We start from the raw sequence: 26,865 nt of genomic DNA on the forward strand, positions 1-26,865 counted from the left end.
AACGGATCTCAAGCCTCTGCCACCTGGAAAACCTCACTGGTCGATGACACTGCACCGCCCGCGGCCTCCAGGATCCCTTGAGAAAACGCACCGCGTACCGGCGAGGCCTGCCATGTTTCGTAGGCGCCCCTGTCTGGCCATTCCGCGATAACGATCACGGTACCCGAATCTTCCGTGCTGACGCAGAGCCGCGCGATCGATGCCCCTGACGACTCCAGAATGCGTGCGGACTGGTAGTAGCTGACGACATCCGGAGTGCGGGAAGGAGCCAGGCGGAGGGTGAGGATGGTCACAATTGTCATGCTCTAAGTGTTGCATATCACTTTCGATGCATCTACTGTTGCATCAATCCGCCTGAACGATATGGAGTTCACCATGGCCATTTCCCCTGATGCGACAGCCGCAGAGCACGCGGCTCTTCTCGCGAGACTGGACAACCTGAAGCCCGGGAAGCCTCATCGCCGACTCATGGTGATGGGAGGTCTCGGCTACACCTCAGACTCCTTCGACGGAGCCCTGATGGGCTATGCCCTTGCCGCGCTGATCGTGATCTGGAAGATCCCCTCGTCGGTTTCGGGATGGCTTCTCTCCTCCCTGTTCTTCGGATACCTGGTCGGTGCGCTCCTCGCCGGTGTGCTTGCCGACCGATTCGGCCGCCGCCGTCTGATGATGACCTCGCTGCTCATCTTCTGCGCCTGCAGTCTGCTCATGGGCACCGCGCACACCGTCGCCGAACTGTTCATCTGGAGAGCCCTCGCCGGCGTGGGCATCGGCGCTGAAACCGTCATCATCGCGCCCTACATCTCCGAGTTCCTTCCTGCCAAAGTGCGGGGAAAGTTCGTGTCCCGGACTGTAGGCTTCCTGGCCATCGGCTACATCCTGGCCGGCGTGCTCGCGCCCATCATCATTTCGCCCAACCCGGAAGTCGGTTGGAGGATCGCCGCCGTCGTCACCGCCTTGCCGGTGCTCGCCTTGCTCTGGTGGCGCCGCTCGCTCCCGGAATCGCCCCGGTACCTGCTCGCCAAAGGGCGTGTCGCTGAAGCGACCGCCGTCATTGAGAGCCTGGAGCGCGGAACCGACGTCGACCCCGTTCAAAGGGCTGGCGGCCAGACCGGATCCGCCCCAGTGGCCGGCAGTGGGGAATCGCCCGCCGTTCGCCCGGTGGTGGCGCAGCGGGGCCCCTTCGCTCAGATTCCGGCGCTGTGGAAGGGGTCTCTTTCGCGCACCACTTCAGTGATCTGGGCGCTCTGGTTCCTTCTGACCGCGGTGAACTACGGCTTCACCACCTGGCTGCCCGCGCTGCTGGTCGCGGCCAAGGGCTTCACCCTGACCGGCTCCTTCGTCTTCGCGCTGGTCACTGCCATCGCGCAGGTTCCCGGATACTACGTTGCGAGTCTCCTGATCGACCGGATGGAGCGCAAGTGGCTCATCGCCCTCTATGCAACGGGTGCGACAGTCGCCGCGATCATCGTTGCTGTGGCGAATTCGAACGAGATGCTCCTTCTGGGCTGCGCCATGCTGGGAGCCTTCACGAACGGTGTGGCCGCCGTGTATTACACCTACACGGCGGAGCTCTACCCGACAGCCATCCGTGCCACGGGCATGGGCACCGCATCCGCCATCGGCCGGGTGGGAGCCATCGCCGCTCCGGTCGCCATCGGCTACCTCTACGCCGGTCTGGGCTTCACCAATGTCTTCTTCGTACTGGTCGGGGCCCTCGCCCTGGCCGTGGCGATCGTCGTGATCTTCGGTGAACGCACCTCCGGGAGGAGCCTCAACGAAGACGTGCCCGTTCACGCCTGATCCGCTGGGCCGGACAGGCCCTCCACCGCTCCTTCGACACTTTTAGGATCAACCATGCGCATCCGCATCATCAACGCCCATACCCTCGAACCTCTGACAGGGGAACGGCAGAAACGAGCCTGGCTCGACGTCGTCGATGGGCGAATCGCCGGCGGTGGCGTCGGGACCCCGCCGGAACCCTCGGGCGACGCCCGCATCATCGACGCCCGAGGCGGTACGGTCATGCCCGGACTGGTTGACGCCCATGTTCACCTCACCGTGACATCGACCGATGTGATCGACCGGGCGACGTGGACTCCCGGGTACACCACGGTCCGGGCTCTGCAATCGGCCGGCGAGATGCTCCGCCGAGGATTCACCACGGTGCGCGACGTCGGCGGCGCCGACTACGGCATGGCCCGGGCCCTTGAGGAGGGCCTCGCCGTGGGCCCGCGCCTGATCTTCGGCGGCAAAGCGCTGTCCCAGACCGGTGGGCATGGCGACTTCCGTGCACCGCTGGATGATTCCCAGCCGTGCTGTCAGCACAAGCCTGACTTCGGGCGCATCGCCGATGGGGTCGAAGCCGTCAGGCACGCCGCCCGTGATGAGTTCCGCAAGGGCGCGCACCACCTCAAAATGCTGGTCTCCGGCGGGGTGGCTTCCCCGTCCGATGAGATCTCCGCGGTCCAGTACACCTCCGAGGAGATCCGTGCCGCCGTCGTCGAGGCCGAAAACCACAACCGCTACGTCACGGTTCACGCTTATCACCCTCGCGCGGTGAACCAGGCGCTGCGAGCCGGGGTGCGGTGTGTGGAACACGGCAACCTCATCGATGAGGAGTCGATTCGCCTGCTGGTGGAGAATGACGCCTTCCTGGTTCCGACGATCATCACCTACGAGGCAATGTACGAGGCCGGCTCCGCCTCCGGGCTGTCGGAGGTCTCCTTGAAGAAGCTCGAAGAAGTGCGGGCGGCGGCGATGCACGCACTCGAACAGGCGCACCGGGCCGGTGTGAACCTGGTCTATGGAAGCGACCTGCTCGGCGCCCTGCAGGCCCGCCAGCTCGATGAGTTCACCATTCGCGGGCGCATCCAGCCGCCTCTTGACGTGATCCGGAGCGCCACCAGCACGGCTGCACGGCTCCTCAAGCTGGAGGGACGGATCGGCACGCTCGCACCGGGAACTTACGCAGATCTGCTGGTCCTGGACGGCGACCCTGAGCAGGATCTCAGCGTTCTCGTCTCACCCGAGCGCCACCTCCGCCACGTGATCCATCAAGGAGCCGTCACGGACGTGGCGACTCACGGGAACGACACCGCCATCTGAGATGCTGCACCGGGACGTTCCCGCAACCTCAGGTCTTTCGACTCGCAGGCAGACCGTGCTTGTCCAGAAGGTGTAGCGGCCGCACTGGCCCTTTGCCGAAAGCGCTGAAGGGCCGAGCTTGCACTCGTAGCCTGCAACAGTGAGGATCCTCCTCCCTGTCTGCGCGATCGGGCACTGGCGGACGGAGTCACGCCTGGAGTCCGGACCTCAGACTTCCATGAATGAAACTGAGTGTGGCCCTGGCAAATGGGGGGGGCAGCCAGGGCCACTAGGGGATGACAACACTCCACATCGGAGATGCCACAGCATAGGCTGCCCTTTCTGTGCAGCGCCTGAGCGGAGCATCTGAATATGGACACTCTCCCGGATGGCTCGGACGTCCGGAAAATCAATTGCGCTCTGGGTGGGAGAGCTCGCCTGAACATTAGTCTCACCTAGAGGCCCGGACGCCTGGAGAAGAGCAATAGGAACTATGCGATAGGACTGTGCGCGAACTCGGTCCTGCCGGAGCAGGCTGCATGCCGCTCAGTGCGCGGGTACCAGGCCGCCCAGTCACGGTTCGGGGGCGACCGTTTCGGTCTCAAGATCGGAGACATTGCGCAACAGGAGCCGGCCGCAGGGACAAATGGGCGCCGCCGGGTGAGGCCAGGGAATGATGTGGAGCCTGTGGCTTCGGGTGTCCGGAAGTCAGGAAGGGCAACTCCGAGCACGCACGATGGCCAAGGGGAGGGGGGCAAGTGTAGCGAGGGTGCCTGCAATCGAAATCTGTCAGCTCTGGATTACGTCTGTCACTATTGACAGACCAACTGGAGGCGAATATTCTCAGAGTGTCGACCGAGCGAGGGAGCAGGCATGAGAGGTCTATCCGATGTGGAAGAGGTCATACTCTCCGTGTTACGGAACCAGCCGGCTCCGGCGGGTTCTCGTCTGATCCGTCGCGAACTCGCCGCCGAAGGGTTCGATACCAGCGAGTCGACGGTGAACCGGCTCCTCACTGGTCTGGATTCCCGTGGTTTCACAGAGTCGTTGGGGCGCAAAGGTCGCGTCTTGACGGGCGAGGGGCGTCGCGTGAGTGGCGTTCTCCAGAGCGACCGTCACCGCAAGGTGTATTTCGAAAAAGCCTTGCAAATGCATAGCGTCGAGGACCTCATCGACCACCTGCTCACCCGCCGCGGAATCGAGCGAGAGGCGGCGCGGGCCGCGGCCCTTCGGGCCACCCCTGAGGAGATCGCACGACTGCAGAAGATCGCCGACCCTACCGGGCCGACACTGCATGACAGACTCGGATTTCATAGCGCAGTGGGGGAGGCCTCTCACAACAAGCAGATCCAGGCCATCGCGAATACTCTCTTCGGCGAACGACTGGATCCCCTCGAGAGCGTCACGCTGACCATTGGACTACGGCAGGGTGTCCTCGGTGAGTGGGAGAACGACCATCGCGTGATTGCCGCCCGCATCAGCGAACGCGATGCCGACGGGGCGGAACGGGCCATGCAAGCGCATCTCGACTCGACGATCCGAGAGACGGAGGCATTCGTCCGCAGCGGTTGGGGAGACGTCCTTCTCGAGCAACTGCGCGCGGAGGACCCTTCGACAAAACCCCAGCTCCTGCTCTAGTCCATCTAGGATCCGGATCCACCCGGGCGGCTGTCGCCTCCCCGGTCTCTGGAGTATGCACAGCCATATTCCCAATCCCCCCATGCCATGTGGCGTACCCAATTTCCCTAGGAGACCGCAATGTCACACTCTTCAGATTTCTCGCGTTCCGTGGACCGCCGCTCATTCCTCCGATTGGGCACTCTTGGTGCCGGTGCTCTTGCGCTAGGGTCCTCATCTCTGGCCTTGGCGGGCTGCTCGTCCGCAGGCCCCTCGGCTTCGGGGGGCGGTCTGTCTCCGTTCACCACGAAACTCGGCTGGATTCCCGACGTCGCATACTCTGGGCTCTTCATCGCCAAGGATGCAGGGTTCTTTTCCAAGGCGGGGCTTGACGTGACGATCCAGCCCGGCGGGCCCAACTCGCCAGTGGTGCCGTTGGTCGCGACCGGGAAGCTCGATGTGGGCCTGGAATCGATCCCCGAGAATGTGGCCTCCGCCATTAAGAATGGGGTGAAGCTCCGCATCGTGGGCGCCGGATTGCGTAAGAGCCCGGAGTGCTGGATCTCGCGTGCGGACAAGCCGATCAAGACCCCGAAGGACATCGAGGGCAAGAAGCTCGGGTCCACCCTGAGCGGCCAGAACCTGATGATCGAGTTCATGAAGCGCAACGGTGTGGATCCGAGCAAGGTGACGTTCGTGCCCACGCAGTTCGACCCCGCACCGCTAGCAGTCGGCGAGGTCGATGCGCTACTCGGATTCGCCTCGAACCAGCCGGTTGCGCTGAAGAACAATGGGATCGACACCTACGTCATGCCTACGGCCGACTTCGGTCTCAACCGCATGCAGCAGGTGTTCTTCGTCACCCAGGAGACCCTCGATGACAAGGACAAGCGGGCACGAGCGAAGGCGTTCTTGCAGGCAGCCCGCGAGGGCACCACGAAGATGCTCGCCGATCACAAGGCCGCTGCCGAGCTGACCGTGAAGCTGTATGGCAAGGAAGTCGGCCTGAACGTCAAGGACCAGACGGCCAACCTGGATGCCCTGGCTCCCTTCGTGGGCGGAGGAGACAGCTCAGAACTGTTCCTCATGTCAGACAAGCTGATCGAACAGACGATCGAGAGCCTTGCGCTCATCGGTGTGAAAGCGGATAAGTCCCTCTTCACCAACGAACTGCTCGAATCCTGAACTGAGCCACGAGAGCACGGAGATCTCCATGCAGAACGACATCGCCGACCCAGGTTTACGCATCCAGGGCCTAAGTAAGACCTTCAACACCAACGGGACCAGTGTTCAGGCTCTGGCGGACTTCACCTACACCGCTCGACGAGGGGAATTCATCGGCTTGCTCGGTCCGTCGGGGTGCGGCAAGTCAACGGTGCTTCGGGTGCTCGCCGACCTTGAGGCCCCCACGTCGGGGGCTGTTGAGGTGCACGGCACCTCTCCGCGAGAACTTCGACGCCGGCACCGCATCGGCGTCGGATTCCAGGACGCCGGTCTGCTGCCGTGGCGCTCGGTTGAAGCCAACGTACGCTTGCCACTGGAAATTGCCGGTATCAAGGACGAGCAGACAGTCCAGGACCTCATCGAACTGGTGGGGCTATCGACCTTTCGCGCCGCCCGCCCCGCCCAGCTCTCCGGTGGCATGCGACAACGAGTGTCGCTGGCGCGCAGCCTGGTCACCGCGCCCGACCTGCTCCTGCTGGACGAACCCTTCGGCGCGCTGGATGACCTGACCCGTCAGAATCTCAACTTTGAACTACAGCGGATCTGGTCCGAACGCGGCACCACAACGGTCCTGGTCACGCACGGAATCGCCGAAGCGGTGCTGCTCTCGGACACCGTCATTCTCATGTCCCCGCGGCCCGGGACCATCATCGACATCGTGCCGATCGATCTACCACGGCCCCGTACTGCGGCCATCTTGGAGGATCCAGAATTCCACGCGCTGTGCGACCGGTTGTCCCGCAAGCTTTTCCACGCCGAGGCGGCAGGGCGATGACCGCCGTGCCCGGGACCTCCGACGTCGGGCGGAGCCGCCGGACACGGGCGAGTCTTCGCTCGCTTGCGCCGCTGTTCTCCGTGCTGATGCTGATCGCCCTGTGGCAGGTCGGCTCCTTGATCACACCGCTCGTCCCGGCCCCTCTCGCCGTCATCCAGCAGATCGGAGCCGATGCCGGTTCCTATCCGGCCAACATCGCGCAGACCATGACGACGGCGGGGCTGGGGTATCTATGGGGCAATGGCATCGCGATCATCCTGGCGCTCCTCACCCTTCCGTTTCCCAGGGTGCAGGCACTGCTTGAGCGGATCGCCGTCGGAGCGATCGCCCTTCCACTCATCGCCGTCGCGCCGATCCTGGTGATCGTGTTCTCCGATAACGTGCCCGGCATCATTCTCTCCGCTCAGGCCGTAGTCTTCACCACGCTCATCGCCGTGATTCTGGGCCTGGGTAACGTCGATCAAAGTGCGCTGGACCTGGTGCACGCCGCCGGCGGATCGAGCTGGACCGCGATCCGGAAGGTGCGGCTCCCCGCCGCGATTCCCAGCCTGGTCGTGGGACTTCAGATCGCCGCTCCCAGCGCGATCCTCGGAGCGATCATCGGTGAGTACATGGGCGGCAGCAAAGGACTCGGCGTGGCGATGATCCAAGCGCAAGGGGCATTCGACGTCCCGCGCGCCTGGGCCCTGGCCCTGGTCACTTCCGCGCTGGCCGCCGTCGCGTTTCTGGCCATCCCGTGGATCGTGCGTGTGACGATGCCATGGGTCGGTCAGGCGAATTCCACGATCGCGGCCCGAGCAGCCACGCGGCGAGGACTTAAGTTGCCTTGGCCACTGACCGTAGCGCGTACCGTTCTCTCCGTGCTCGGAACGATCGGGGTGGTGACAGTCGCATGGTGGGGAATGGCCGCGATCGTCCCCGGTGGCGGCCTCGTCGCCAGGGGTCCCAGCGACGTCATTCATTACTTCGCGGACCCCACCTCTGTGATCATCAGCCAAAGTGGGCAGCAACAGAGCGCGCTCGACGCTCTGGCCGCGTCACTGGGGCAAACGGCGATCGACGCGGGCATCGGATTCCTCGTCGGAACGGCGCTGTCCGTGGTCATGGCCGTCATCGTCCACGAGTTCCGCACGATCGAAGCGCTCATCATGCCGGTCTCGATCGTGCTACGCTCCGTGCCGATCGTGGCCGCCATGCCGCTGCTGGCACTGGTATTCGGGCGCGGGATCCTTGCGGTGACCGTCCTGATCACGATGATGACGTTCTTTCCCACCTTGGTGAACCTCCTGCTCGCTATGCGCAGCGCACCGGGAGGCGCGGTGGATCTCTTCACTGTGACCGGTGCGACGAGGTTCCAGAGGGTCGGCAAACTGCTGATCCCGTACGCATTGCCGGCCTTGTTCGCATCGATCAAGGTTGCGCTTCCGCTCTCAGTCGGCGCAGCGATGGTTGCCGAGTGGCTGGCCACCGGGACTGGTCTCGGCGCTTCGATGACCGTTGCGGCCACGATGTCGGATTATGACTTCGTCTGGGGCGGCGTGGCTGCCGTTCTGCTCATCTCACTTTTCCTCTACCAGCTCGCCGGGTACGCCGAGCGCAAGATCGCCGCCCGCCTGGGCTGACGCTCACCCTTCATTCCTTGACGAAAGCAGGTACTGCTGTGCGCACACTACTCCTCAACGGTCGCATCGAGGGCGCGGAAGCCTCAGACATCGTGATCGAGGATGGGTTCATTGCTCAGATCATTCCGGCCGGATCCGCGCAAGCCGCGAGCACGGATGAGGTGATCGACCTCTCCGGTCAACTCGTGCTCCCCGGATTCGTCGATGGCCACTCGCACGCTGATAAGAGCATGTGGGGCGAGCCCTGGGCCCGACGTCATTCCGTCGACATCACCATGGATCAGATGTTCGAAGACACGTTGGAGCAATGGAAGCTTCCGCAGTCCTCAATCAAAGACCGCGCACGCCGCTTCCTCCACAAGAGCATCGCTGCGGGCTCGACCACGATCCGCGCCTATGCTGACGTGTTCCCGGGCATCGATCTGCAGGGTCTTCATGCGATGCTCGAACTCAAAGAAGAGCTGGCCCCACTCGCGGACATCAGCGTCATCGCGTTCCCTCAGCTCGGCATCCTGCGGACCCCAGGGACACTGGACCTCCTCGAACAAGCCCTCAAGGACGGAGCAGACGGAATCGGCGGTCTGGATCCCGCAGCCGTCGAACGCGACGCCGCCCAAGTACTCGACCTCGTCTTCGGGCTCGCTGAGAAATACCAGGTGACCGCCGACTTCCACGCCCACGAAGTCGGAGAGCTCGGCGTGTGGCTCGTGGAGCGCGTCGCCGAACGCACCAAAGCACTCGGCATGGCAGGCAACGTGAGCATGTGCGACGTGTTCGCCCTGGCCGAACCCAGCGCGGAGCAGTTCGGACGGCTCAGCCACGCCTTCGCGGACGCGGGCATCGCCTTCTCCATCGGGGTCCACGGACTGCTTCCCGTGCCCGATGTCAAGGGCCTGCACGAGGCTGGCGTAGCGATGTGCCTCGGCTCCGATTCTTCGCGGAGCCTGTGGTCCCCGTGGGGCGATGGGGACATCCTTTCGCGGGCGATGATGATGTCCTACAAGAGCTACTGGCGCACCGACGACGACCTCGAACTCGCAGCCCGATTGGCAACCTCTCTCGGTCACCAGGCACTCGGCGCCGCAGCTCAACAAGTGGTGACTGGGGAAGTTGCGGATCTCGTGGTGCTCCCCGGAGAAGCCGTTGCCGAAGTCGTGGTGCAGCCGGTGCCACGCTCCCTGGTGCTCAAGCGGGGCGTGGTTGTGGCCCGCGATGGCCACCTCGTGACCGCTGCCGGCTGAGCGGCCAACCGAAATCTGTGCCCGCGAAACCAGCGATAGCGCCTTGACCCTGACCATGATGCCCCGCTGAAGCACTAGGGACCCACAGCGACATGTGGGTCCTTAGCAGCCTTCTCCGGCTCATGGTCCTGCTCACTCAACCGATCACGTCGCAGAGTCGCCGCTACCGTCCCGGACGTCGAGGCGCTCCTTGAGGTGCGCGACCGCCTGGGCGACCGCGGCCTTGGATTGCGGGGTGTCGTGGAGTGAGTTCACCATGACGAAGTCGTGGATGATGCCGCCGTAGCGGACTGCCGTGACTTCGACGCCGGCGCGGCGGAGTTTGGCCGCGAAGGCCTCGCCTTCGTCGCGGAGCACGTCGGCTTCGGCCGTGATGATCAGGGTCGGCGGGAAGAACGCGAGCTGGTCCTCGGTGGCCCGCAGGGGTGATGCGGTGATCTCCGCCCGCTGGGCCTCGTCGGTGGTGTACTGATCCCAGAACCACTTCATGCCGTCGCGGGCCAGGAAGTACCCTTCCGCGAAGGTCTTGTAGGACTCGGTGTCGAAGTCCGCATTGGTGACGGCGTAGAACAGCGCCGTGCCCAGCATCATCCATCTCGACCCGTTCGTGCTGGCGCACGCCGAACGCCACCGTGTCGACGGCGGTGGAGGGCATTACCCGGCCGGGGTGCTTGAAGCGATCAGCCTCGGTCTCAACGTGATCTGGCTGTTCCTCGTTTACCTCGGCGTCGCGGCCATCGCCACGCGGCAATACTTCAGCGAGCAGGGTGTCCGCTACCGTCGGCTTGTGTGGGGTCGCCGTCTGCCGTTGGAGGCCATGACGTCGATCACCTTGACGGGCCGCTTCCATCCCCGTGCGGCCGACGTCCTCGGGAACCGCACAGGTATCGATCTCCGTCGCGTCACCGATGCTCCCGACGCTCCCGGATTCCATCCCTTGCTCATCCGCGGCACGGTGGGCGGCTCCACCCTGACGAAGCTCGAGCTCAAGATACAGCTTCAGCCGGGCAGGGGTTCACGGGAAGCGATGACTTACGTCGAACGGTGGGTACGTGCCCGTCCCGAACTGGTCGATGAGTACGCTCGGTCCTACTTCGAGGCGCGCGGGGCACTTCCGCCGAGCACTCGGGACTGATCGGCCGACGAGGTGCCGGCTTCAGCCGGCCTCAGGCCACCGCGACGCTGCCCTCGGTGACCTGCTGGAACGCCAGATCGGCGGTCCGGCGGGCCAGTTCGTCCGTGAGGCCGGCGCCCACCGGCAGAAGGGCCTTGGTCAGGAGCGGGCTCAGCAGAAGGTCGCAGATCCAGTCGAGGTCGATTTGGGCCGCCTCCACCTCGCCGCGGGCGACGGCCCGGTCGAGCACGGCCTGAACATTCGCACGCCGAGGCGCGATGAACTGCGTGAGGTAGAGGTCCAGTATCGATTCGTCGATCCGGATCGTCTCGAGGAGGCCGGGGAGATTGTTCCGGAGCAGCGGGTCCGCGAACATGGCGACCTCCTGGCGCTGGAGCCGGAGCAGGTCGGTGCTGAGCGCGCCTGTGTCCTCGATCTCGTTCACGCCGAAGCGATGCTGGATGACCTCGAAGGCGAGATGACCGACGTTACGGTACCTGCGATAAAACGTCGGTCGGGTGGTGCCGACTTCCGCCACGAGACCGTCGACGGTGAGGCTTGAGTAACCCGAGTTCCGCATGATGCGTTCGGCGGCCTGGCGCAGGGCTTCGCTGACATCGGAGTCGAGCGGCCGGCCTCGTTTGGTTGCCATGCAGCCAGTCTAGCAAGCGGTCTGTGCGACTGGCCGGACCTCCATCCGGTGAATTAATATAGGGAAGGTGCTGTAACGCAACTCTGCGAGGCGAAGGAGAGATCGTGGGGGAGAAGCCTGGCGGAACGAGCCTCGAAGAGGAGCTCGGGCCCGCGCAACATCGGTACTTCGGCGGCGGGTATCGCCAGGTGGAGCATGAGCTCACGGAGGACGACGACGGCGAAGGGGCGTCCTGGGAGGGGCGGGTCACCTATCCGGTGCTGTGGTCGAGAGGGCCGGGCGGGGCTGCGCGCCAACCTCATCTGAGCTCGGTCGACGCCCTGGTGCTCCCCCTGGCGGCACTTGCCAAGGCCCGCTCCCGTTGGTTGGCGAACGGCCGGATGGACTCCCAGTACTGGGTTCCGTATGTGAGGATCCGGGCCGGGCGCGAGCCGTGGGACCGTCTGGCGGAAGTCCCGGTCACCCTCGAGATGAGCAGGCGCACTCTCGACGGACGGGCTCTCGAATGGTGCGCGGCTCGTGTGGGCAATATGAAGGTCGACCTGGGGCTCGCCGTGGCCGCAAGCAGACCGTCGTCGGACGCTGGGACGATCAGTGACCTGGACTATCGGGGCCATTCCATCACCTCGTCGGTGGATCGCCTCTATGGGCCGGTCCGTGAGCTCAGATCACGGCACGTTCTCGCGGTCGGCGCGTCGGACCGGCACGCCTCCGCGCACGCGTCCGCCGTCGACTTCCTGGTCACGATGGGCCAGCTGGCGCAGGCCTTGGTGTACCGGGCCCAATCGACGGACCGCAGCCGAGTGGGCAACCTCTGGATGCGGACGATGACCATCACCGTGCGAAGCGGTGGACCGATTGCACCCGGGCCGTTCGACGCCGTCACGACACTCGACCGCCAGGGCACCGTGGTGATCAACGGCCGGCCGCTGCGGACGGTGCGCGTCCGGTCCTTGGCATCGGTCGGCGTCGAGGGCGTGGCGGATCTGGCCTACTTCGGTGAGGGCTGAGGCGTGGGCATGACCGATGATCTGGATGACGCAGCTGATTTGGATGACGCTGCCGATTTGGATGACGCAGCGCGCCGGCGGGAGATTCTCGCCGCGGCCGCATCGTTGCTCGTGGACGCGCCCCTGGTGGAGGTGACCCTGGAGGACGTCGCCCGGGTCCTGCACGCGCCGGTGGAGGAAGTGAATCGCCACTTCGGTTCGGTCACTGAGGTCGGCGCCGCGCTCCTGGCTGCGGAAGGCGACAGCATGCGGGAGGCGCAACGGACCGCCGCGCTGGTCGCAAGTGATCCGCTTGACGTGCTCCGCGCGACGTTTCACGCGGTGGCCGTGAACATCAGTTCCCGGCCGATCGTCCGGGCGGGCATCAGAATCGCGCAGGAGTCACGGCATCTCTATCCGGAACGCCGGATCGACCCCTTCCGGACGTGGAAGGCGTTCGTGGTCGGCCAGTTGGAGCGGGCGAAGTCCGCGGGCCGCCTTCGCCCGGATGCCGATCCCGAATCGGTGGCGTGGCTGATCGTGTCCGCGGGCCTTGGGACGAAGGAACTGGTCGCGTTCACCGGTCGGTGGAGTGAGTTGCCCGAGATCATGGAGAGCACGGTGGGTCAGGTCATGTCGCTCATCGGCGGTGGCGGTGGACTCGCCGAGGGGCGCGACTGATCGGCCGAGGTGGGCCGTCGGAGACCCGCCGTCGTCATGTGAGTCACACCATTCCACGATTACGACAGGTGGTGTAACGTAAAGGCACCGAGACGTTGGCGTCTCGCGAGCACCTGAGGGGGAAACTCATCGGTGGGAGGAACGCGCAGGGGATCACCTTCATGGTCATTGGGGGCTTGAAGGAGATCTTGTCGGCCTTTGACTCTGGGGGGCAAGGCCGACAAGGACCGTGGCGCGCAGGTTTTCCGGAAGCGATTTCGCGTCGCGACGGATGGCCTCTCGTCTCCCGCCGCTGGGAATCGGGCTGTTGGTGCTCGGAGGGCTGCTGACCGGACACGAGCGTCAAGCCGAAGCGGTCAGCAGCCCACAAAAACCTCCTGTCGGCGCCGAGAGACTCGCGCCGCGGGCGCTGCCCGGAAACGGCTCATTCCCCTCCCGATCCGTGGCCCGTATCCTTCAGCCAGGAGGCATCGATGAACAACGGCACCCGCAAAACCGTGAAGATCGCACTGGCCGCCGCGTGTGTCGCAGGTTTCTTTCTCGCGGCTCTCGGGCTGGGTTCCTACCTGATCCGCTACGGGCACCTCGACGGACTTGAGGGGACGATCCCCGACTCCCTGTATGGCCAGGTCACCGGGATGTTCGGCGTGGAGAAGCTCCTCCTTCTGTGCGGCCTGCTCGTGGCCCTGGTCTGCGGCATCGCTCTGGTGGTGTCAGCCACACGACGGGGACGAGCGGCGTCAAGGCCCTGACTCTCGGAGGTGCGGGACCTCGATTCACGCGGGCAGAATGTTCGACGCCGGTCACGCACCTGAGCTCACCGACCGGGCCGAACCCGCTTCCAGTTCGGCGGCCCGGCAAGCCACGCCATGTCCTCGAACCCTCTTCGCGACATCCTTCGCCCGTGCGTTGTAAGCGTTTAGTGTAAACGCTTACAATCTCTTTCGGCGCAGTTTCCACCGCGCTGATCGAGTGCCACGTGAAAGGGTTGAGGCCGTGTTCCTTGACTGAGCGCAGCCGCGCGACCATCCGGGATGTCGCCGTGCTTTCCAGCCTGTCCATCTGCACCGTGTCGCGGGCTCTGCGCGGCCTTCCCCACGTGTCCGAAGACGCCCAGCGACGCGTCGAGGATGCGGCCGCGAAACTCGGCTACCGTGCGTCGTCCGCCGCGGCGCGACTCGCGGGCGGCAGGACCGGCTCCGTGGCGATCATCGTGCCCACGGCCACCACCTGGTTCTTCGCCCACGCCGTCGAAGCGGCCGAGGAGGTGTTCGCGGACAGCGGGCTGGACTCGGTCCTCATCAGCTTGCGGGGCCGCGCCGACGTCCGCGACCGGATCTTCGGCGATCTCGATTCTCTGGCTCAGCGCGTCGACGCCGTCCTGCTGCTCGGCGTCGACCTCGGCGGCGCCGCGGTGGAGGCCCTGGCCGCCTCGCCGCTGGAGGTGGCGAGCATGGGACTGAGCGGCGTACCGTGGGACACCGTAGGGATTGATGACGTGCAGGCGGCCCAGGTGGCGACCAGCCATCTCATGGATCTCGGGCACGGGGATTTCGCCATCCTGGCGGCGAGCGAGGACGATCGCGGAACCGTCAGCACCTCGGGCGACCGGCTGAGAGGTTTCTCGCAGGCCCTGGCGGACCAGCATCTTGAAGTGCACCCTGACCGCATCATCAAAGAACCGTCCAGCATCGAAGGCGGGTACCGGGCCATGACCGAATTGATCGCCAACCGGGGCTTGCCCGGAGCCGTCTTCGCGGCCTGCGACGAGGCCGCTTTCGGGGCACTGAAGGCACTCCGAGAACACGGACTCTCCGCGCCGAAGGATGTCTCGCTCATCGCCATCGACGATCACCCGATGAGCACCGTCCTGGGCCTGACGACCGTCGCCCAGCCCGTGGCGGATCAGGCGGCCTTCGCCGCGAACCTGCTCGTTGAAAGACTTCAGGGAGGAGACGGGGACCCCCAGGATCACCGCCTGCCCGTCACTCTGATCGAACGCAAGACCACCCGCCGCCCCCGGCGTCAACCGTGAGGACTCCCCAATGACCACATCACTGAACACGTCGATCTGGGACGGCACCGAGGCGCTGCTCTTCGACCTCGACGGCGTCCTGACCCCCACGGCGCTCGCCCACGAGCAGGCGTGGCGCACCTTGTTCGAGGACGTCCTGGCCGTCGAAGGCGTCGGGCCGGTCTACACCGACGCCGACTACTACGCGCACATCGACGGGCGCCCCCGGTACGACGGAGTGCGCGAATTCCTCGCCTCCCGCGGCCTCACGCTGCCCGAGGGGCAGGACGATGACGCGCCCACCGAGCGCACCGTCCGCGGCCTCGGAAACCTCAAGAACCGGCTGTTCGCCCAGATCATCGAGGACGGCATCGCCCCGTATCCCGGCTCGTCCCGTTTCGTGGCCGCCGCGCAGGAACGTGGGGTGAAGCTCGCCGTCGTGTCGTCCTCCCGGAACGCCCCGGCAGTGCTGGAAGCCGCCGGACTCGCGGAGCTGTTCCCCGTGGTGGTGGACGGCAACGTCGCGGCCTGCGAAGGGCTTCCCGGCAAGCCGCATCCGGCCACCTTCCTCAGGGCCGCCGAGCTGCTCGGCGTGGAGCCGTCTGCCGCCACCGTGGTGGAGGATGCGGTCTCCGGTGTGGAGGCCGGGGCGGCAGGCGGGTTCCGCGCCGTGATCGGAGTGGACCGGGGAGCGGGAGAAGACGTTCTGCGCTCCGCCGGAGCCACGCTGGTGGTCTCCGATCTCGACGAACTGCTCTGAACCGTCCCCACGACCACCCCCGGCCGCTTCCCCCCGGTGTCCGGACCACCTGACCGCCCCCGCGTCTGAAAGCTTCCCCATGTCTCTCATCTCCGCAGACCGCACCCGATTCCCCGCCCAGCCCTGGGCTTTGCTGGAAACCTCCCACGCCGCCGGTTCAGAGGGAGCACTCGAAACCGTCTTCGCCCTCGGCAACGGTCATCTCGGTGTGCGCGGCGCCCATGCGTCCGCCGCCGACGCGCTGCTCCCGGGAACCTTCATCAACGGGTTCCACGAGACCTTCGACATCCGTCACGCCGAGAACGCCTACGGCTTCGCCAAGCAGGGCCAGCGCATGCTGTACGTGCCGGACGCCCAGGAGACCCTGCTCCGCGTGGACGGTGAGGAACTGAGCCTCGGGACCGTCCCCGTCCTCGACTACCGCCGCACCCTGGATTTCGCCAGTGGTCTGTACGAGTGCACCATCGTGTGGCAGTGCGCCTCCGGTGCGGTGGTGACCACCACCGAACGCCGGGTGGTGGGGCAGAACCATCGCGGTTCCCTGGCCGTGGAACTGCGGCTCAGTGCGGACCGCCGGATCGTCCTGGATGCCACCTCCCAGGTGGTGAACCGGCAGGACCAGCCGGCCGAGGACCACTCCGACCACGACCCGCGCCGCTCGGGCCGCCACGCCGGTCGGGTGCTCATGCCGGCGCTCCACGAGGGCGCACGCGGTTCGTTGCGTCTCGCCTGGACGACGGCGGAGTCGCGTCAGAGCATCGCCGTCGCCGTCGATCATGTGGCGCCCGGCGCCGTGCCGCCGTTCTCCACGGAGACGGACGCCGACCGCAGCGCGGTCCGGTACGTCCTGCCGGTCGACCCGGGCGAGGAGTTCGTGCTGGAGAAGCGGGTCTCCTACGCCGTCGGACCGGACGCGCCGGAGGCGCTCATGACCTGGGCCGAGGAGTCACTCCTCGGGTTCGAGGAGCTCGCGGCGGAATCGGCGGAGCACTGGGCCCGGTACTGGTCGACGGCGGACATCGAACTCTCCGGCCAGCCCGAGCTTCAGCAGGCCGTGCGGTGGAACCTCTTCCAGCTGGGCCAGGCCACCTCCCAGGCCGGAGTCTCCGGAATCCCGGCCAAGGGCGTCAGCGGCTCCGGCTACGAGGGTCACTACTTCTGGGACCAGGAGGTGTACCTGATGCCGTACCTCAGCTACACCTCCCCGGACGCCGCCCGGAAGGTCCTGGCCTTCCGGCACTCCATGCTGCCCGCCGCCCGGGCCCGCGCCGCCGAGCTCAGTGTGGACGGCGCCCTGTTCCCTTGGCGGACCATCAACGGCCAGGAGGCCAGTGCGTACTACGCCGCCGGAACCGCCCAGTTCCACATCAACGCGGCCGTGGCCTTCGCCGCGGCCCGGTACGTGTGGGCCACCGGGGACGAGGAGTTCCGCGCCGGTGAGGGCGCGGAGATCCTGTCCGAGACCGCCCGCATGTGGGCGTCCCTGGGCTTCTTCGGTAAGGACGGGCGTTTCCATCTCCACGGCGTTACCGGCCCAGACGAGTACACGGCCGTGGTCAACAACAACCTGTACACGAACGTCATGGCGCGGTTCAATCTGCGGGCAGCGGCCGCCGTCGAGGGTCATTTCGCCGGAGTGACGGAGCGGCAGCTCTGGTCCGAGGCCGCCGAGCGCATGACGCTGCCCTACGACACCGATCTGCGGGTGTACGCCCAGGACGCCGACTTCATGACCCTGGAGCCGTGGGACTGGAACGTCCCGCGGAACAAGTACCCGCTGCTGCTGCATTTCCATCCGCTGGTGATCTACCGGCACCAGGTGCTCAAGCAGGCGGACACGGTCCTGGCGATGTTCCTGCAGTGGCAGGACTTCAGCGCCGAGGAGAAGCAGCGTGCCTTCGACTTCTACGACCCGCTGACCACCGGGGACTCCACGCTCTCCGCGTGCGTCCAGGGGATCATGGCGGCCGAGGTCGGCTATGAGGACATGGCGCTGCAGCACTTCACGACGGCGGCGTTCATCGACCTGGACGATCTGCACCACAACACGGTGGACGGCGTCCACACGGCCTCCGCGGGCGGGGTCTGGGCTGCGCTCGTCAACGGCTTCGCCGGGTTCCGCGACCAGGGGGAGCACCCGCTCTTCGACCCCCGTCTGCCCGAAGGCTGGGAAGGGCTCGCGTTCCGCCTGAGGATGCGGGGCTCGGTGCTGTCCGTGCGGCTCGCGCCGGGCCGGATCACCCTGAGCGTCGACTCCGGCGGCCCTCTGGACGTCCAGGTGCGGGACCGGCTGGTCCAGGTGGGTGCGGAGCCGGTGACGGTCGCACTGGATCCGGTGTCCGCCCCTGCCCCGAGCGTCTTCCCCCAATCACCGGCCACGGCCAGTCTTCCGACGGTGCTGATCGGCGGGTGAGCGTGCGGACGGCGACGGCGGGGGATCGCCGTCGCCGTCCGCCGGGCACGGATGCCGGCCGAAGCCTGCACTGAGCAGCCCTCGCACGTGTTTTCTCCGTCACTTTGGGACCGTCATCCAGGGAATGTTACTGAAATCCTCGCGCTCCGGGAGCCTCCGCACGGTACCGTTTTGAGCAGGCAATCATCGTTGAGAAGGAGCACCAGCATGCCGGAGATCATCGTCGTCGGAGTGGACGGAACCGAGACCGCAGCACGGGCCGCCGAACAGGCTCTGCGGCTCGCCAAGGGCTTCGGCGCCGCCCTGCACGTGGTCACCGCGTACGAGGGGAACAAGGCTTCCTTGCACGGCGCCAACTACGAACGCGCCGTCCTCTTCGGCGACCGCCAGGAGAAGGCCGCCGAGACCGCCCGCACGGTCGCGGAGAGCCTCCCGGCCGACGGCGTCCAGATCGAGTCCTTCTCGGTGGTCGGCACCCCGGCGCAGGCACTCATCGCCCATGCCGAGGAGCACGAAGCCAGCGTGATCGTGGTGGGCAACCGCCGTATGAAGGGCTTGGCCCGGGTCCTCGGCAGCGTCGCCAACTCGGTGGCTCACGAGGCCCAGTGCAACGTCTACATCGCGGACACCACCGAGTAGTCCGCGCCCGGCCCGCCGGGCCGAGCACTGTGCGTGCGCAGCGTGAGAAGGCCCCTGTCCTCGAGGACAGGGGCCTTCTCCGTGTGCGGCGACCGCGCGCCGGCCCGGATCCCCATAGGATCGAGCCATGGAAGCAGCGTCATCCTCCGGCCCGGCCTCGCAGGAATCAGCCCGCGCCGGCCTCTCCGCCAAGCAGGTCCGTCTCCGGCTGGCTTTCCTCTCCGCGCTGGGCCACGGGCTCCTGGAATCCGGTCAGAACACGCGCCAGACTGAAAGCGCGCTGGAGCGCTACGGACGCGGCCTCGGGCTGGACGGGCTGGTCCTCAACTCGTTCGGCCGGATGCTCCTGCTGGAAGCGGTGACCCACGACGGCGCCACGGTCTCACTGTCCGGCGCGGCCCGCTCGCTTGATGCCATCGACTGCACCCGGGCGCGCGATCTCGGCCGTCTCGCGGACAGCACCGTGGAGGACGCCCGGCACTGGCCTGATCCGTCGGCGGCGCGCGAGCACCTCACGGCGGCGCGGCAGGAGGTTGAGCGCCTCCGGGACACCGCCACGCCCTGGTGGGTGGTGACCCTCGGCCTGACACTGCTCGCGTTCTTCATCAGCATGCAGATCGGCGTCAGCTGGCAGGCTTGGGTGTCCGCCGCGCTCGTCCAGCTGATCACCTCCCTGACCGGTGTGGCGATCAGTGGTCTCCGCCTGCCGCGCTTGTTCGCCATCGCCGTGCAGAGCTGCGCCGCGGGGGCCTTCGCCACCGCGCTCGTCCAGCTCGGATTCGTGGACCCGGTGGGCGCCGCTGCCGCGATCGCGGTCAACTGGCTCCTGCTGCTCCCGCTGCCCCAGATCATCGGCGCCGTCACGGACGCCATCGAATCGGACCATCTGTCGGCGATGACCCGGGTGGCGGGTGTCGCCGTCGCGGCCGGGGGCATTGCGATCGGGGGCGGATTCACCTTCGCGCTGGGAGAGCTCCTGGGGATGGCCCATCCTCGGCTCGACGCGCTTCCCACGCTGCCGTGGTACCTGGTCCTGGTGTTCTCCGCCCTGGGCGCCGTGGCCAATGCCTTTGCGAACGGCGGGCGGCTCCCGCTCGTGCGGCCCGCCGCGCTCCTGGGGCTCGTCACCGGCGCCGTCAACCAGGTGCTCCTCCTGGCCGTCGGGCTGCCCGCCGTATGGGCCAGTTCGCTCTCCGCCGTGGTGCTGGGTGTCCTGAGCGCGGCCCTCGTGAAGCGGACCGGCTATCCCTCCCAGGTGCTCGCGCTGATGGGCATCACCGGAGCACTGCTGCCCGGAATCCCGGTGTTCTTCGGGATCCTCCAGGCCATGGGCGGCGGAAACGCCGCGGAGCATTTCGGCACTGCCGCGGTCATCAGCCTGGGCATCGGGACCGGCGTCGCTCTCGGCGTGCACCTGGCCGGGCTGCGCCGCTCCGCGGGCTGATCGTCGGAACCGCCAGGCGGGCGTACGATGACCGCATGACCGATGTCGCACTCATCACCGGCACTTCGTCAGGCATGGGCCTGCACGCCGCCGTCGACCTGGCCCGCCGCGGCCTCACCGTGGTCGCCACGCTGCGGGATCTCTCCCGCGCCACCGCTTTGAAGGCCGCCGCCCACGACGCCGGAGTGGAGCTGGATGTCCGGGAGCTCGACGTCGTCGATCATGAGGCGGCGGCCCGGGTGGTGGGCGACGTGCTCGCCGAGCACGGGCGCATCGACGTCCTCGTCAACAACGCCGGTCGCGGCAGCGTGGCGACGGCGGAGCAGCTGACCATGGAACAGATCCAGGCCCAGCTGGACATCAACTACCTGGCTCCGGTGAACCTTGCCAAGCTGGTGCTGCCCGGCATGCGGGAGCGGGGGAGCGGCCGCATCCTCACCGTCACCAGTGTGGGTGGGGCCGTCGGACAGCCGTTCGCCGACGCGTACTGCGGAGCGAAGTTCGCGGTCGAGGGATTCATGCAGTCACTCGCCGTGGTGGCCGAGCGCTTCGGGGTGCAGGTGGGCGTGATCGAGCCGGCCGCGGTGGCCAGCGAGTTCGTGTCCAACGTCGAACGCCCCACCGCCACGGGCGCCTACGGGCCGTTGCTCGACGCCTACCTGAGCCGGACGGCGGGTGCGTTCTCGCAGGCTCAGTCCGCCGCAAGCGCGGGCGCCGTGATCGCCGATCTGGCCACCCGGACCGGCTTCGTCTTCAGGAACCAGACCTCCGACGCCGCACGGAACTTCGTGGGCGTCTCACTGGCCGACGGCGACGGCGAGCGGGTCCTGGGCTTCACCCGTCCCTGGATCGCCTGAGCACGGTTCGCCTGAAGAGCGGGGCGGGCGCCCTCACGTTCTGCTCAGCCCTGTGCTGCTCAGTTCAGTTCTGTTCTGCTCAGTTCAGCTCAGCGGGTCGTACATGAACTCCCGCAGTTCCTGCGGACAGCGGCACGAGGCGGCGATCTTCGCGGCCCAGGCCTCGGCGGCCCCGCGGTCCGGGAGCTCGAGGATCGTGAAGCCGCCGCGGATGTCGAGGCCCGGATACGGTCCTGGGCTGATGGACCCGTCAGCCCCGATGCGCACCGGCTCCACCTCCTCGTTGATGCCACCGCCGAAGACGTAAACGCCGGCGGCCTGCGCCTCCGCGATGACGGCGTGGGACTCCGCGACGACGGTGGGGAGGTCCTCCTCCGGGACCACCATCGCGTCACTGGGGAACGAAATGAGGTACTTGGTCATACCGCGATCCTGACCCCTGGGGAGTGGGACGCGCAAGGGGCGGGTTTGCGGTCCCCGCACAGTGTGACCGCTCCACTGCGCCGCACCGGTTCTTAAGAGTTTCTGAGGGACGCCCTGCCACGATCGGAGCCATGCACGGTTCGAAAGGAACATCCATGGCCCCGCAGCCCTCGCCCACCCGCTCCGCCCGGTCCCCGCGCCCCGGAGGATTCCCCCGGCTGAGCGTGCCCCGGCACTGGCTTCCGGCGTCGTCGGCCCTCGCCCTGGCCGCGCTCACCCTGGGTGTCTGCATCCGTCTGCTGCCCGCCCTGAGCGGCGCCGAACTCGGGGTGGACCAGGACCTCAGCCGGCATCACGAAGCGATTCTGACGGCGGTGGCCATGGCTCTGAACGAGCTGTTCAGCCCGGTGGCGGGGGTGCTGATCATCGCGGTGGTCGCGGGGGTTCTCCTGCTCAGGCTGCAGGTCCTCCGGGCGTTGCTCTTCGCCTCCGCGGTGAGCTGGGGCTGGGGCATGTCCCAGGTGTTCAAGCTGATCGTGGCCCGCCCGCGGCCCAACCCCGCCCTGCTGCTGGACCCGCTGGCCCCCGAAACCGGATCCAACAGCTTCCCCAGCGGCCACACCTGCCTGGCCGTGGCGCTCGTCTTCGCCGTGTGCTTCCTCCTGCAGGGAACCCGCTGGGCCAGGATCGCGGCCTGGGCCGGTGCGGCCGTGGCACTGGTGGTGGCCTGGTCGCGTCTCTACATCGGAGTGCATTACCCGACGGACGTGCTCGCGTCCTTCCTGGTGACCGGCGCGGCGATGCTCGCGTTCACGTGGCTCTGGAATACCCTCGTTCCGCGCTTCCTGGCCCTGCCGGTCGTGTCGCGGATGACACGCCGCAGCGTCGGACGCGGCTGAGAAGTGCACCCGGCGGCGGCGAGGGCCGACAATGGTCCTGTGAACCCTTCGCCTCCGCCGTCCGTGCTCCTGGTGGAGGACGACCCGGCGCTGGGCCCCCTGACTGCCGAACTCCTCGCTCCCGACTTCCTGGTGCGCCTCGCCGTCGACGGCCGCGAGGGGCTGCACCTCGGACTCACGCAGAGCTGGGATGCGCTGATCATCGACCGGGGTCTGCCGGGGCTGGACGGCATCGCCGTCATCACGGCCCTCCGCCGGCACGGCGTGCCGACCCCGATCCTCGTGCTCACGGCCCTGGGCGCCACGGAGGAGAAGGTTCGAGGCCTCGACGCCGGGGCGAACGACTACATGACCAAGCCGTTCGACGCCGCGGAACTGGCTGCCCGGCTCCGTGCGCTCACCCGGACCTACGAGGCTCCGCCGTCATCCCTGACGTTCGGCGACTGGGACCTCGACCCCGCCGCGAGGCGGGCGCGCTCCGTGCATGGCCTCAGCGCCTCGCTCACGGCGAAGGAGAGCGAGCTGCTGGCGCTTCTCGCGGCCGAACCTGACCGGGTCTTCAGCAGGGAGGAGATTCTGACGGCCGTCTTCCAGCCCACGGACACCTCCGGCCTGGTGGACACCCATGTCCATCATCTCCGCCGGAAGATCTCCCGTGCGGCGGTCCGCACGGTCCACGGCCTCGGCTACCAGATCGGCGACCCTCATGACTGACAGCAGGAATTCCGGACCGGACCGGGCCGAGCTCCGCCGGGCCGCGCTGCGGATCGCCGTGCGGATCAGCGTGGCGTGCGGCGCCTTGGTGCTCTGCCTGCTCGCCGTGGCCACCGTGTATCTCTTCAGCAAGGCCGGCGGGCCGTCCGCGGATCACGCGGAGCCGGGAGCCGTCTTCGTCTCCCTGGACACGGGGGATCTGATCCGGGACATGATCGTGGTGGGGTTCGTCGGCGTGGTCCTGGCCGGGGTGGTCGGCTGGCTCAGCGCCCGCAGCTCCATCCGGCCGCTCGCCGACGCGCTCGCCCGTCAACGGCGCTTCGTACAGGACGCCAGCCACGAGCTGCGGACACCACTGGCGATCCTCGATGCGCGTGTCCAGCTGGCGCAGCGGACCAGCAGCCCGGACTCGCCGACCGGCCTCGCACTCGCCCGGATCAGGGAGGACACCGCGGCTCTGACCGAGCTGGTCGACGGGCTGCTGGAGGCGGCCACGGCGGGGGAGCCGACGCCGGACACGCCCTCGGTCGACGTGGGCGCCCTGGCCGCCGAAGTGGTCGAGGGCGCCACGCACCTCGCGGACGCGCGGCGCGTGACCCTGGGCTACTCCGGGCAGGCCGGAGCGGCCGTCGTCATCAGTCCCCAGAGCCTCCGGCGTGCGCTCCTGGCGCTGGTGGACAACGCTCTGGCCCATACACCCGACGGCGGCCGGGTCGACGTCACCGTGGCGGAGGAACGCGGGCAGGTGACGCTCACTGTCGCGGACACCGGGAGCGGGATCTCCGACGTCGACCGGCAGCGGATCTTCGAGCGCTTCGTTCACAGCAGCAGCGACTCCGCGGGGACCGGGCGGCGCGGCTACGGCATCGGACTGGCCCTGGTCCGGGAGATCGCCTCCCAGGCCGGGGGACGGGCCGAAATCGCCCGGACCGGCGCCGAGGGAACCGTCATGAGGATCGTGCTGCCGAAGGCCCGCCGGAAGCGTGCTCAGGCCTGAGGCGAGCCCCAGGGGAAGGCGACGCCCTCACCGATGACGCGCAGGCACAGTTCCGTGCCGGGTCGCGTGATGGACGCGTTCCAGTGCCGGATGGTGATCGTCTCTCCGCCGCCCGGGATCTCCGGCCCGCCTGCCGCGGCGGCGCGGGGGCTGAGGCGGATCCGCACCGTGGTCTCGGGACCGAAGTAGTCCGTGTCCACGACGGTGCCACGGATGGGCCCGTCCGGCGCGATCCGGATCTGTTCCGGGCGCAGCATCAGATGCACCTTGCCCTGTGCCGGAGGGCGGCGCACCGGGATACCGCCCAGCGAGCACATGGCCAGTGAGCCTTCCAGCCAGGCGTCCAGCACCACGGCCTCGCCCAGGAATTCCGCCGTGGCGCGGTCGGCGGGGCGGGTGTAGACCACGAACGGGTTGCCCACCTGGGCCAGTGCGCCGTCGCGCATGACGGCCACCTGATCGGCGAAGGACAGCGCCTCCGCCTGGTCGTGGGTCACCAGCACCGTGGTGACGCCGGCGGTCCGGAGCACCTCGCCCACGGCGCGCCGCGTGGCGACCCGCAGGCCGGCGTCGAGCGCGGAGAACGGCTCATCCAGGAGCATCACCTCCGGTTCACGCGCCAGGGCACGGGCCAGCGCGACGCGCTGCTGCTGTCCGCCGGAGAGTTCATGAGGGCGCCGTGAAGCGAGGGCGGGATCCAGGGACACCATCTCGAGCAGTTCCCGGATCCGGGCCTTGACTGCGGAGGAGCGGTGGCCGCCCAGTTCTCCCGCGAGCCCGAAGGCCACGTTCTGCGCGACGGTCAGGTGCGGGAACAGGGCGCCGTCCTGCGCCACGTAGCCGACGCTCCGCCGGTGGGCGGGAACCCACGACCCGCCGCTGGCCACCGCGGCGCCGCTCAGGCTGATGGAGCCGGCGTCGGGCCGTTCGAAACCGGCGATCAGGCGCAGCAGTGTGGTCTTTCCGGAGCCCGACGGGCCCACGATGGCCGTGGTCCCACCGCGCGCGACGGCGAGGTCGATCCCGCGCAGCACCTCCTGGCTGCCGAAGTTCTTCACCACGCCGTCGATCGCGAGGTGGGTGTCGGTGGTCCCGGCAACAGACGGTGCGACGCCGGGAGCCACGGAGTGTGCGGAGGAGGGGGAGGTCACTGTCCGGCTGCTTTCTTGGACTGGTGGAATAGGAGGTAGGTCATGGGGGCGGAGAGGACGATCATCAGGAGGGCGTACGGGGCGGCGCCGGCGTAGTCGATCTCGCTGCTCTTGCTCCAGAACTCGGTGGCCAGGGTGCGGGTGCCGTTGGGGGAGAGCAGGAGGGTCGCGGTGAGCTCGTTGACGATGGCGAGGAACACCAGGGCGGCGCCACCGGCGGCCGCGGGAGCGGTCAGCCGGAGGGTGACCCGCAGGAACGCGGTGAAGGGGGACTTGCCCAGCGCCTGGGCGGCTTCCTCCAGCTCCTTGGGGGCCTGCACCAGCCCGGAACGCAGACTGACCAGGGCCCGGGGGAGGAACAGCAGGACATACGCGGCGATCAGCACACCGGTGGTCTGATAGACGGCGGGCGCCAGGCGGATGGTGACCGTCACGAACGCCAGGCCCACCACGATGCCGGGCAGGGAACTCGTGACGTAATTGCACAGTTCGAGCGTCTTGCTGAACCAGGTGGGGTTGCGCACCGCCAGATAGGCCAGCGGGAATGCCACCACGATGGTGACGACCGCCCCCACGACCCCGTAGAAGAGGGTCTGGAGGAGCGCCGGGACGAACTCGTCCGCGGTCCAGACGGCGGCTCCGCCCTGCACGGCCCAGCGGAGGACGAGCCCCAGCGGGAGCCCGAAGGCGAGCACCACCAGCGCAAGAAGGGACAGCTGAGCCGGCAGCTGATAGCGGCCCAGGGGCAGGCGCAGCGCGGCGCCCTGGCTTCCGGATCCGACGCGCGAGTAGCGGGCGGAACCACGGCCGCGCACCTCGGCCAGCAGCAGGAGGAGGCACAGGAACACCAGGACGCTGGCGAGCATGTTGCCGGCCGTGCCGTTGAAGGTCGACTGGAACTGGATCATGATCGCCGTGGTGAAGGTGTCGAAGCGGATCATGGCGAAAGCCCCGTACTCGGCCAGCAGATGCAGCGAGACCAGGAGCGCGCCGCCCGTCAGCGCCACGCGGAGCTGCGGGAGGACCACCCGGAAGAAGGACGCCCACGGGCCCAGGCCCAGCGACGCCGCGGAGTGTTCCAGGGCGGGGTCCAGGCGGCTGAGGGCTGCTGCCGCGGGAATGTAGACGAGCGGGAAGTAGGACAGCGTGGAGATCAGCACGCCGGACCAGATGCCCTCAAGGGACGGGACGGCCGAAACCCAGGCGTAGCTGTTGACGAACGCGGGGATCGCCAGGGGCGCGGCCAGCGCCACGGCCCAGAACCGGTGGCCGGCGAGGGTGGTCCGCTCCACCAGCCAGGCCCCGCCCACGCCCAGGATCAGGCACAGCGGGACCGTGAGCACCACCAGGAGCACGGTGTTGAGCAGGAGCTCGCCCACCCGGGGACGGAAGATCAGGGAGACCGCGGTGTCCCAGCCGGTGGCCGCCGTCATGTAGACGACATAGCCCAGCGGGACGAGGGACAGCAGGGCGATGAGCATCGCGATCAGGGAGATCACGGAGACGCCGAAAGGCGGGCGAGGGCGGTTGCCCTTGCCCGCCTGCGGCGTCG

General features: G+C 67.5%; 26 protein-coding genes. 20 read left to right on the forward strand and 6 right to left on the reverse strand.

What is annotated here, in order from left to right:
• Positions 1-8 precede the first annotated feature (8 nt).
• Positions 9-302: an antibiotic biosynthesis monooxygenase gene (locus tag AB4Y75_RS05655; RefSeq protein ID WP_441434870.1), complete on the reverse strand. Its 294-nt coding sequence runs from the start codon at positions 300-302 to the stop codon at positions 9-11.
• Between the two features lie 73 nt (positions 303-375).
• Here AB4Y75_RS05655 and AB4Y75_RS05660 point away from each other — a divergent pair, with 73 nt between their 5' ends.
• The 7 genes from AB4Y75_RS05660 (at position 376) to AB4Y75_RS05690 (ending at position 9,566) form a co-directional block, all read left to right on the forward strand.
• Complete coding sequence (locus tag AB4Y75_RS05660) at positions 376-1,803, forward strand: MFS transporter (RefSeq protein WP_441434871.1); 1,428 nt, start codon at positions 376-378, stop codon at positions 1,801-1,803.
• A 54-nt stretch (positions 1,804-1,857) separates the two neighbouring features.
• Complete coding sequence (locus AB4Y75_RS05665; protein ID WP_441434872.1) at positions 1,858-3,108, forward strand: amidohydrolase family protein; 1,251 nt, start codon at positions 1,858-1,860, stop codon at positions 3,106-3,108.
• Positions 3,109-3,960: 852 nt separating this feature from the next.
• Positions 3,961-4,725 (forward strand): FCD domain-containing protein, encoded by a 765-nt coding sequence (locus AB4Y75_RS05670; RefSeq protein WP_441434873.1) that lies wholly within the window; start codon positions 3,961-3,963, stop codon positions 4,723-4,725.
• Positions 4,726-4,845: 120 nt separating this feature from the next.
• The gene (locus tag AB4Y75_RS05675) at positions 4,846-5,889 is read left to right on the forward strand and encodes an ABC transporter substrate-binding protein (protein WP_441434874.1); all 1,044 of its coding nucleotides are present in this window, start codon (positions 4,846-4,848) and stop codon (positions 5,887-5,889) included.
• Positions 5,890-5,917: 28 nt separating this feature from the next.
• Positions 5,918-6,703 carry an ABC transporter ATP-binding protein gene (locus AB4Y75_RS05680; RefSeq protein ID WP_441434875.1) on the forward strand — a complete coding sequence of 262 codons (786 nt, stop codon included), beginning with the start codon at positions 5,918-5,920 and terminating at the stop codon, positions 6,701-6,703.
• Positions 6,700-8,325, forward strand: coding sequence for an ABC transporter permease (locus AB4Y75_RS05685; RefSeq protein ID WP_441434876.1), 1,626 nt, complete (start codon positions 6,700-6,702; stop codon positions 8,323-8,325). Before AB4Y75_RS05680 ends, AB4Y75_RS05685 begins: the two co-directional genes overlap by 4 nt.
• A gap of 38 nt (positions 8,326-8,363) precedes the next feature.
• Positions 8,364-9,566 carry an amidohydrolase family protein gene (locus AB4Y75_RS05690; RefSeq protein ID WP_441434877.1) on the forward strand — a complete coding sequence of 401 codons (1,203 nt, stop codon included), beginning with the start codon at positions 8,364-8,366 and terminating at the stop codon, positions 9,564-9,566.
• A gap of 144 nt (positions 9,567-9,710) precedes the next feature.
• On the opposite strand, the gene AB4Y75_RS05695 is transcribed toward AB4Y75_RS05690, so the two are convergent.
• Positions 9,711-10,157, reverse strand: coding sequence for an alpha/beta hydrolase fold domain-containing protein (locus AB4Y75_RS05695; protein WP_441434878.1), 447 nt, complete (start codon positions 10,155-10,157; stop codon positions 9,711-9,713).
• On the opposite strand from AB4Y75_RS05695, the gene AB4Y75_RS05700 reads away from it, so the two are divergent.
• Positions 10,144-10,701: a hypothetical protein gene (locus AB4Y75_RS05700; RefSeq protein WP_441434879.1), complete on the forward strand. Its 558-nt coding sequence runs from the start codon at positions 10,144-10,146 to the stop codon at positions 10,699-10,701. The two genes, AB4Y75_RS05695 and AB4Y75_RS05700, sit on opposite strands and share 14 nt — an antisense overlap.
• A 31-nt stretch (positions 10,702-10,732) precedes the next feature.
• Here AB4Y75_RS05700 and AB4Y75_RS05705 read toward each other — a convergent pair whose 3' ends face one another.
• A complete protein-coding gene (locus tag AB4Y75_RS05705) occupies positions 10,733-11,332 on the reverse strand; it encodes a TetR/AcrR family transcriptional regulator C-terminal ligand-binding domain-containing protein (RefSeq protein WP_441434880.1) in 600 nt (199 codons plus the stop codon).
• Between the two features lie 104 nt (positions 11,333-11,436).
• On the opposite strand from AB4Y75_RS05705, the gene AB4Y75_RS05710 reads away from it, so the two are divergent.
• From AB4Y75_RS05710 to AB4Y75_RS05750, 9 genes are all read left to right on the forward strand, one after another.
• Entirely contained in the window at positions 11,437-12,342 is a 906-nt protein-coding gene (locus AB4Y75_RS05710) for an AvrD family protein (RefSeq protein WP_441434881.1), read from the forward strand.
• A 9-nt stretch (positions 12,343-12,351) separates the two neighbouring features.
• On the forward strand, positions 12,352-13,002 hold the full coding sequence (locus tag AB4Y75_RS05715) for a hypothetical protein (RefSeq protein WP_441434882.1): 651 nt from the start codon (positions 12,352-12,354) through the stop codon (positions 13,000-13,002).
• Positions 13,003-13,475: 473 nt separating this feature from the next.
• Positions 13,476-13,754 (forward strand): hypothetical protein, encoded by a 279-nt coding sequence (locus AB4Y75_RS05720; protein ID WP_441434883.1) that lies wholly within the window; start codon positions 13,476-13,478, stop codon positions 13,752-13,754.
• 251 nt (positions 13,755-14,005) lie between these two features.
• Positions 14,006-15,037: a LacI family DNA-binding transcriptional regulator gene (locus AB4Y75_RS05725; protein WP_441434884.1), complete on the forward strand. Its 1,032-nt coding sequence runs from the start codon at positions 14,006-14,008 to the stop codon at positions 15,035-15,037.
• Between the two features lie 10 nt (positions 15,038-15,047).
• Positions 15,048-15,776, forward strand: coding sequence for an HAD family hydrolase (locus tag AB4Y75_RS05730; protein ID WP_441434885.1), 729 nt, complete (start codon positions 15,048-15,050; stop codon positions 15,774-15,776).
• Between the two features lie 79 nt (positions 15,777-15,855).
• Positions 15,856-18,189: a glycoside hydrolase family 65 protein gene (locus tag AB4Y75_RS05735; protein WP_441434886.1), complete on the forward strand. Its 2,334-nt coding sequence runs from the start codon at positions 15,856-15,858 to the stop codon at positions 18,187-18,189.
• A 207-nt stretch (positions 18,190-18,396) separates the two neighbouring features.
• The gene (locus AB4Y75_RS05740) at positions 18,397-18,828 is read left to right on the forward strand and encodes a universal stress protein (protein ID WP_441434887.1); all 432 of its coding nucleotides are present in this window, start codon (positions 18,397-18,399) and stop codon (positions 18,826-18,828) included.
• A 127-nt stretch (positions 18,829-18,955) separates the two neighbouring features.
• Positions 18,956-20,272, forward strand: a complete 1,317-nt coding sequence (locus AB4Y75_RS05745) for a threonine/serine exporter family protein (RefSeq protein ID WP_441434888.1) — start codon at positions 18,956-18,958, stop codon at positions 20,270-20,272.
• A 35-nt stretch (positions 20,273-20,307) separates the two neighbouring features.
• Entirely contained in the window at positions 20,308-21,129 is an 822-nt protein-coding gene (locus AB4Y75_RS05750; RefSeq protein WP_441434889.1) for an SDR family NAD(P)-dependent oxidoreductase, read from the forward strand.
• 84 nt (positions 21,130-21,213) lie between these two features.
• Here AB4Y75_RS05750 and AB4Y75_RS05755 read toward each other — a convergent pair whose 3' ends face one another.
• Positions 21,214-21,552, reverse strand: a complete 339-nt coding sequence (locus tag AB4Y75_RS05755; RefSeq protein ID WP_441434890.1) for a transcription initiation protein — start codon at positions 21,550-21,552, stop codon at positions 21,214-21,216.
• Between the two features lie 155 nt (positions 21,553-21,707).
• On the opposite strand from AB4Y75_RS05755, the gene AB4Y75_RS05760 reads away from it, so the two are divergent.
• From AB4Y75_RS05760 to AB4Y75_RS05770, 3 genes are read left to right on the forward strand one after another with little or no spacing between them, the layout of a single operon-like run.
• A complete protein-coding gene (locus AB4Y75_RS05760) occupies positions 21,708-22,451 on the forward strand; it encodes a phosphatase PAP2 family protein (RefSeq protein ID WP_441434891.1) in 744 nt (247 codons plus the stop codon).
• A gap of 39 nt (positions 22,452-22,490) precedes the next feature.
• A complete protein-coding gene (locus tag AB4Y75_RS05765) occupies positions 22,491-23,165 on the forward strand; it encodes a response regulator transcription factor (RefSeq protein ID WP_441434892.1) in 675 nt (224 codons plus the stop codon).
• Positions 23,158-24,162, forward strand: a complete 1,005-nt coding sequence (locus tag AB4Y75_RS05770) for a sensor histidine kinase (RefSeq protein WP_441434893.1) — start codon at positions 23,158-23,160, stop codon at positions 24,160-24,162. The genes AB4Y75_RS05765 and AB4Y75_RS05770 overlap by 8 nt, the downstream gene beginning before the upstream one ends.
• Here AB4Y75_RS05770 and AB4Y75_RS05775 read toward each other — a convergent pair.
• Positions 24,153-25,313, reverse strand: a complete 1,161-nt coding sequence (locus AB4Y75_RS05775) for an ABC transporter ATP-binding protein (protein WP_441434894.1) — start codon at positions 25,311-25,313, stop codon at positions 24,153-24,155. The two genes, AB4Y75_RS05770 and AB4Y75_RS05775, sit on opposite strands and share 10 nt — an antisense overlap.
• The gene (locus AB4Y75_RS05780) at positions 25,310-26,809 is read right to left on the reverse strand and encodes an ABC transporter permease (protein WP_441435269.1); all 1,500 of its coding nucleotides are present in this window, start codon (positions 26,807-26,809) and stop codon (positions 25,310-25,312) included. The genes AB4Y75_RS05775 and AB4Y75_RS05780 overlap by 4 nt, the downstream gene beginning before the upstream one ends.
• Between the last annotated feature and the right edge of the window lie 56 nt (positions 26,810-26,865).

Origin of the sequence: Arthrobacter sp. RAF14 (assembly GCF_052114185.1) — a bacterium.
Taxonomy (GTDB): domain Bacteria; phylum Actinomycetota; class Actinomycetes; order Actinomycetales; family Micrococcaceae; genus Arthrobacter_E.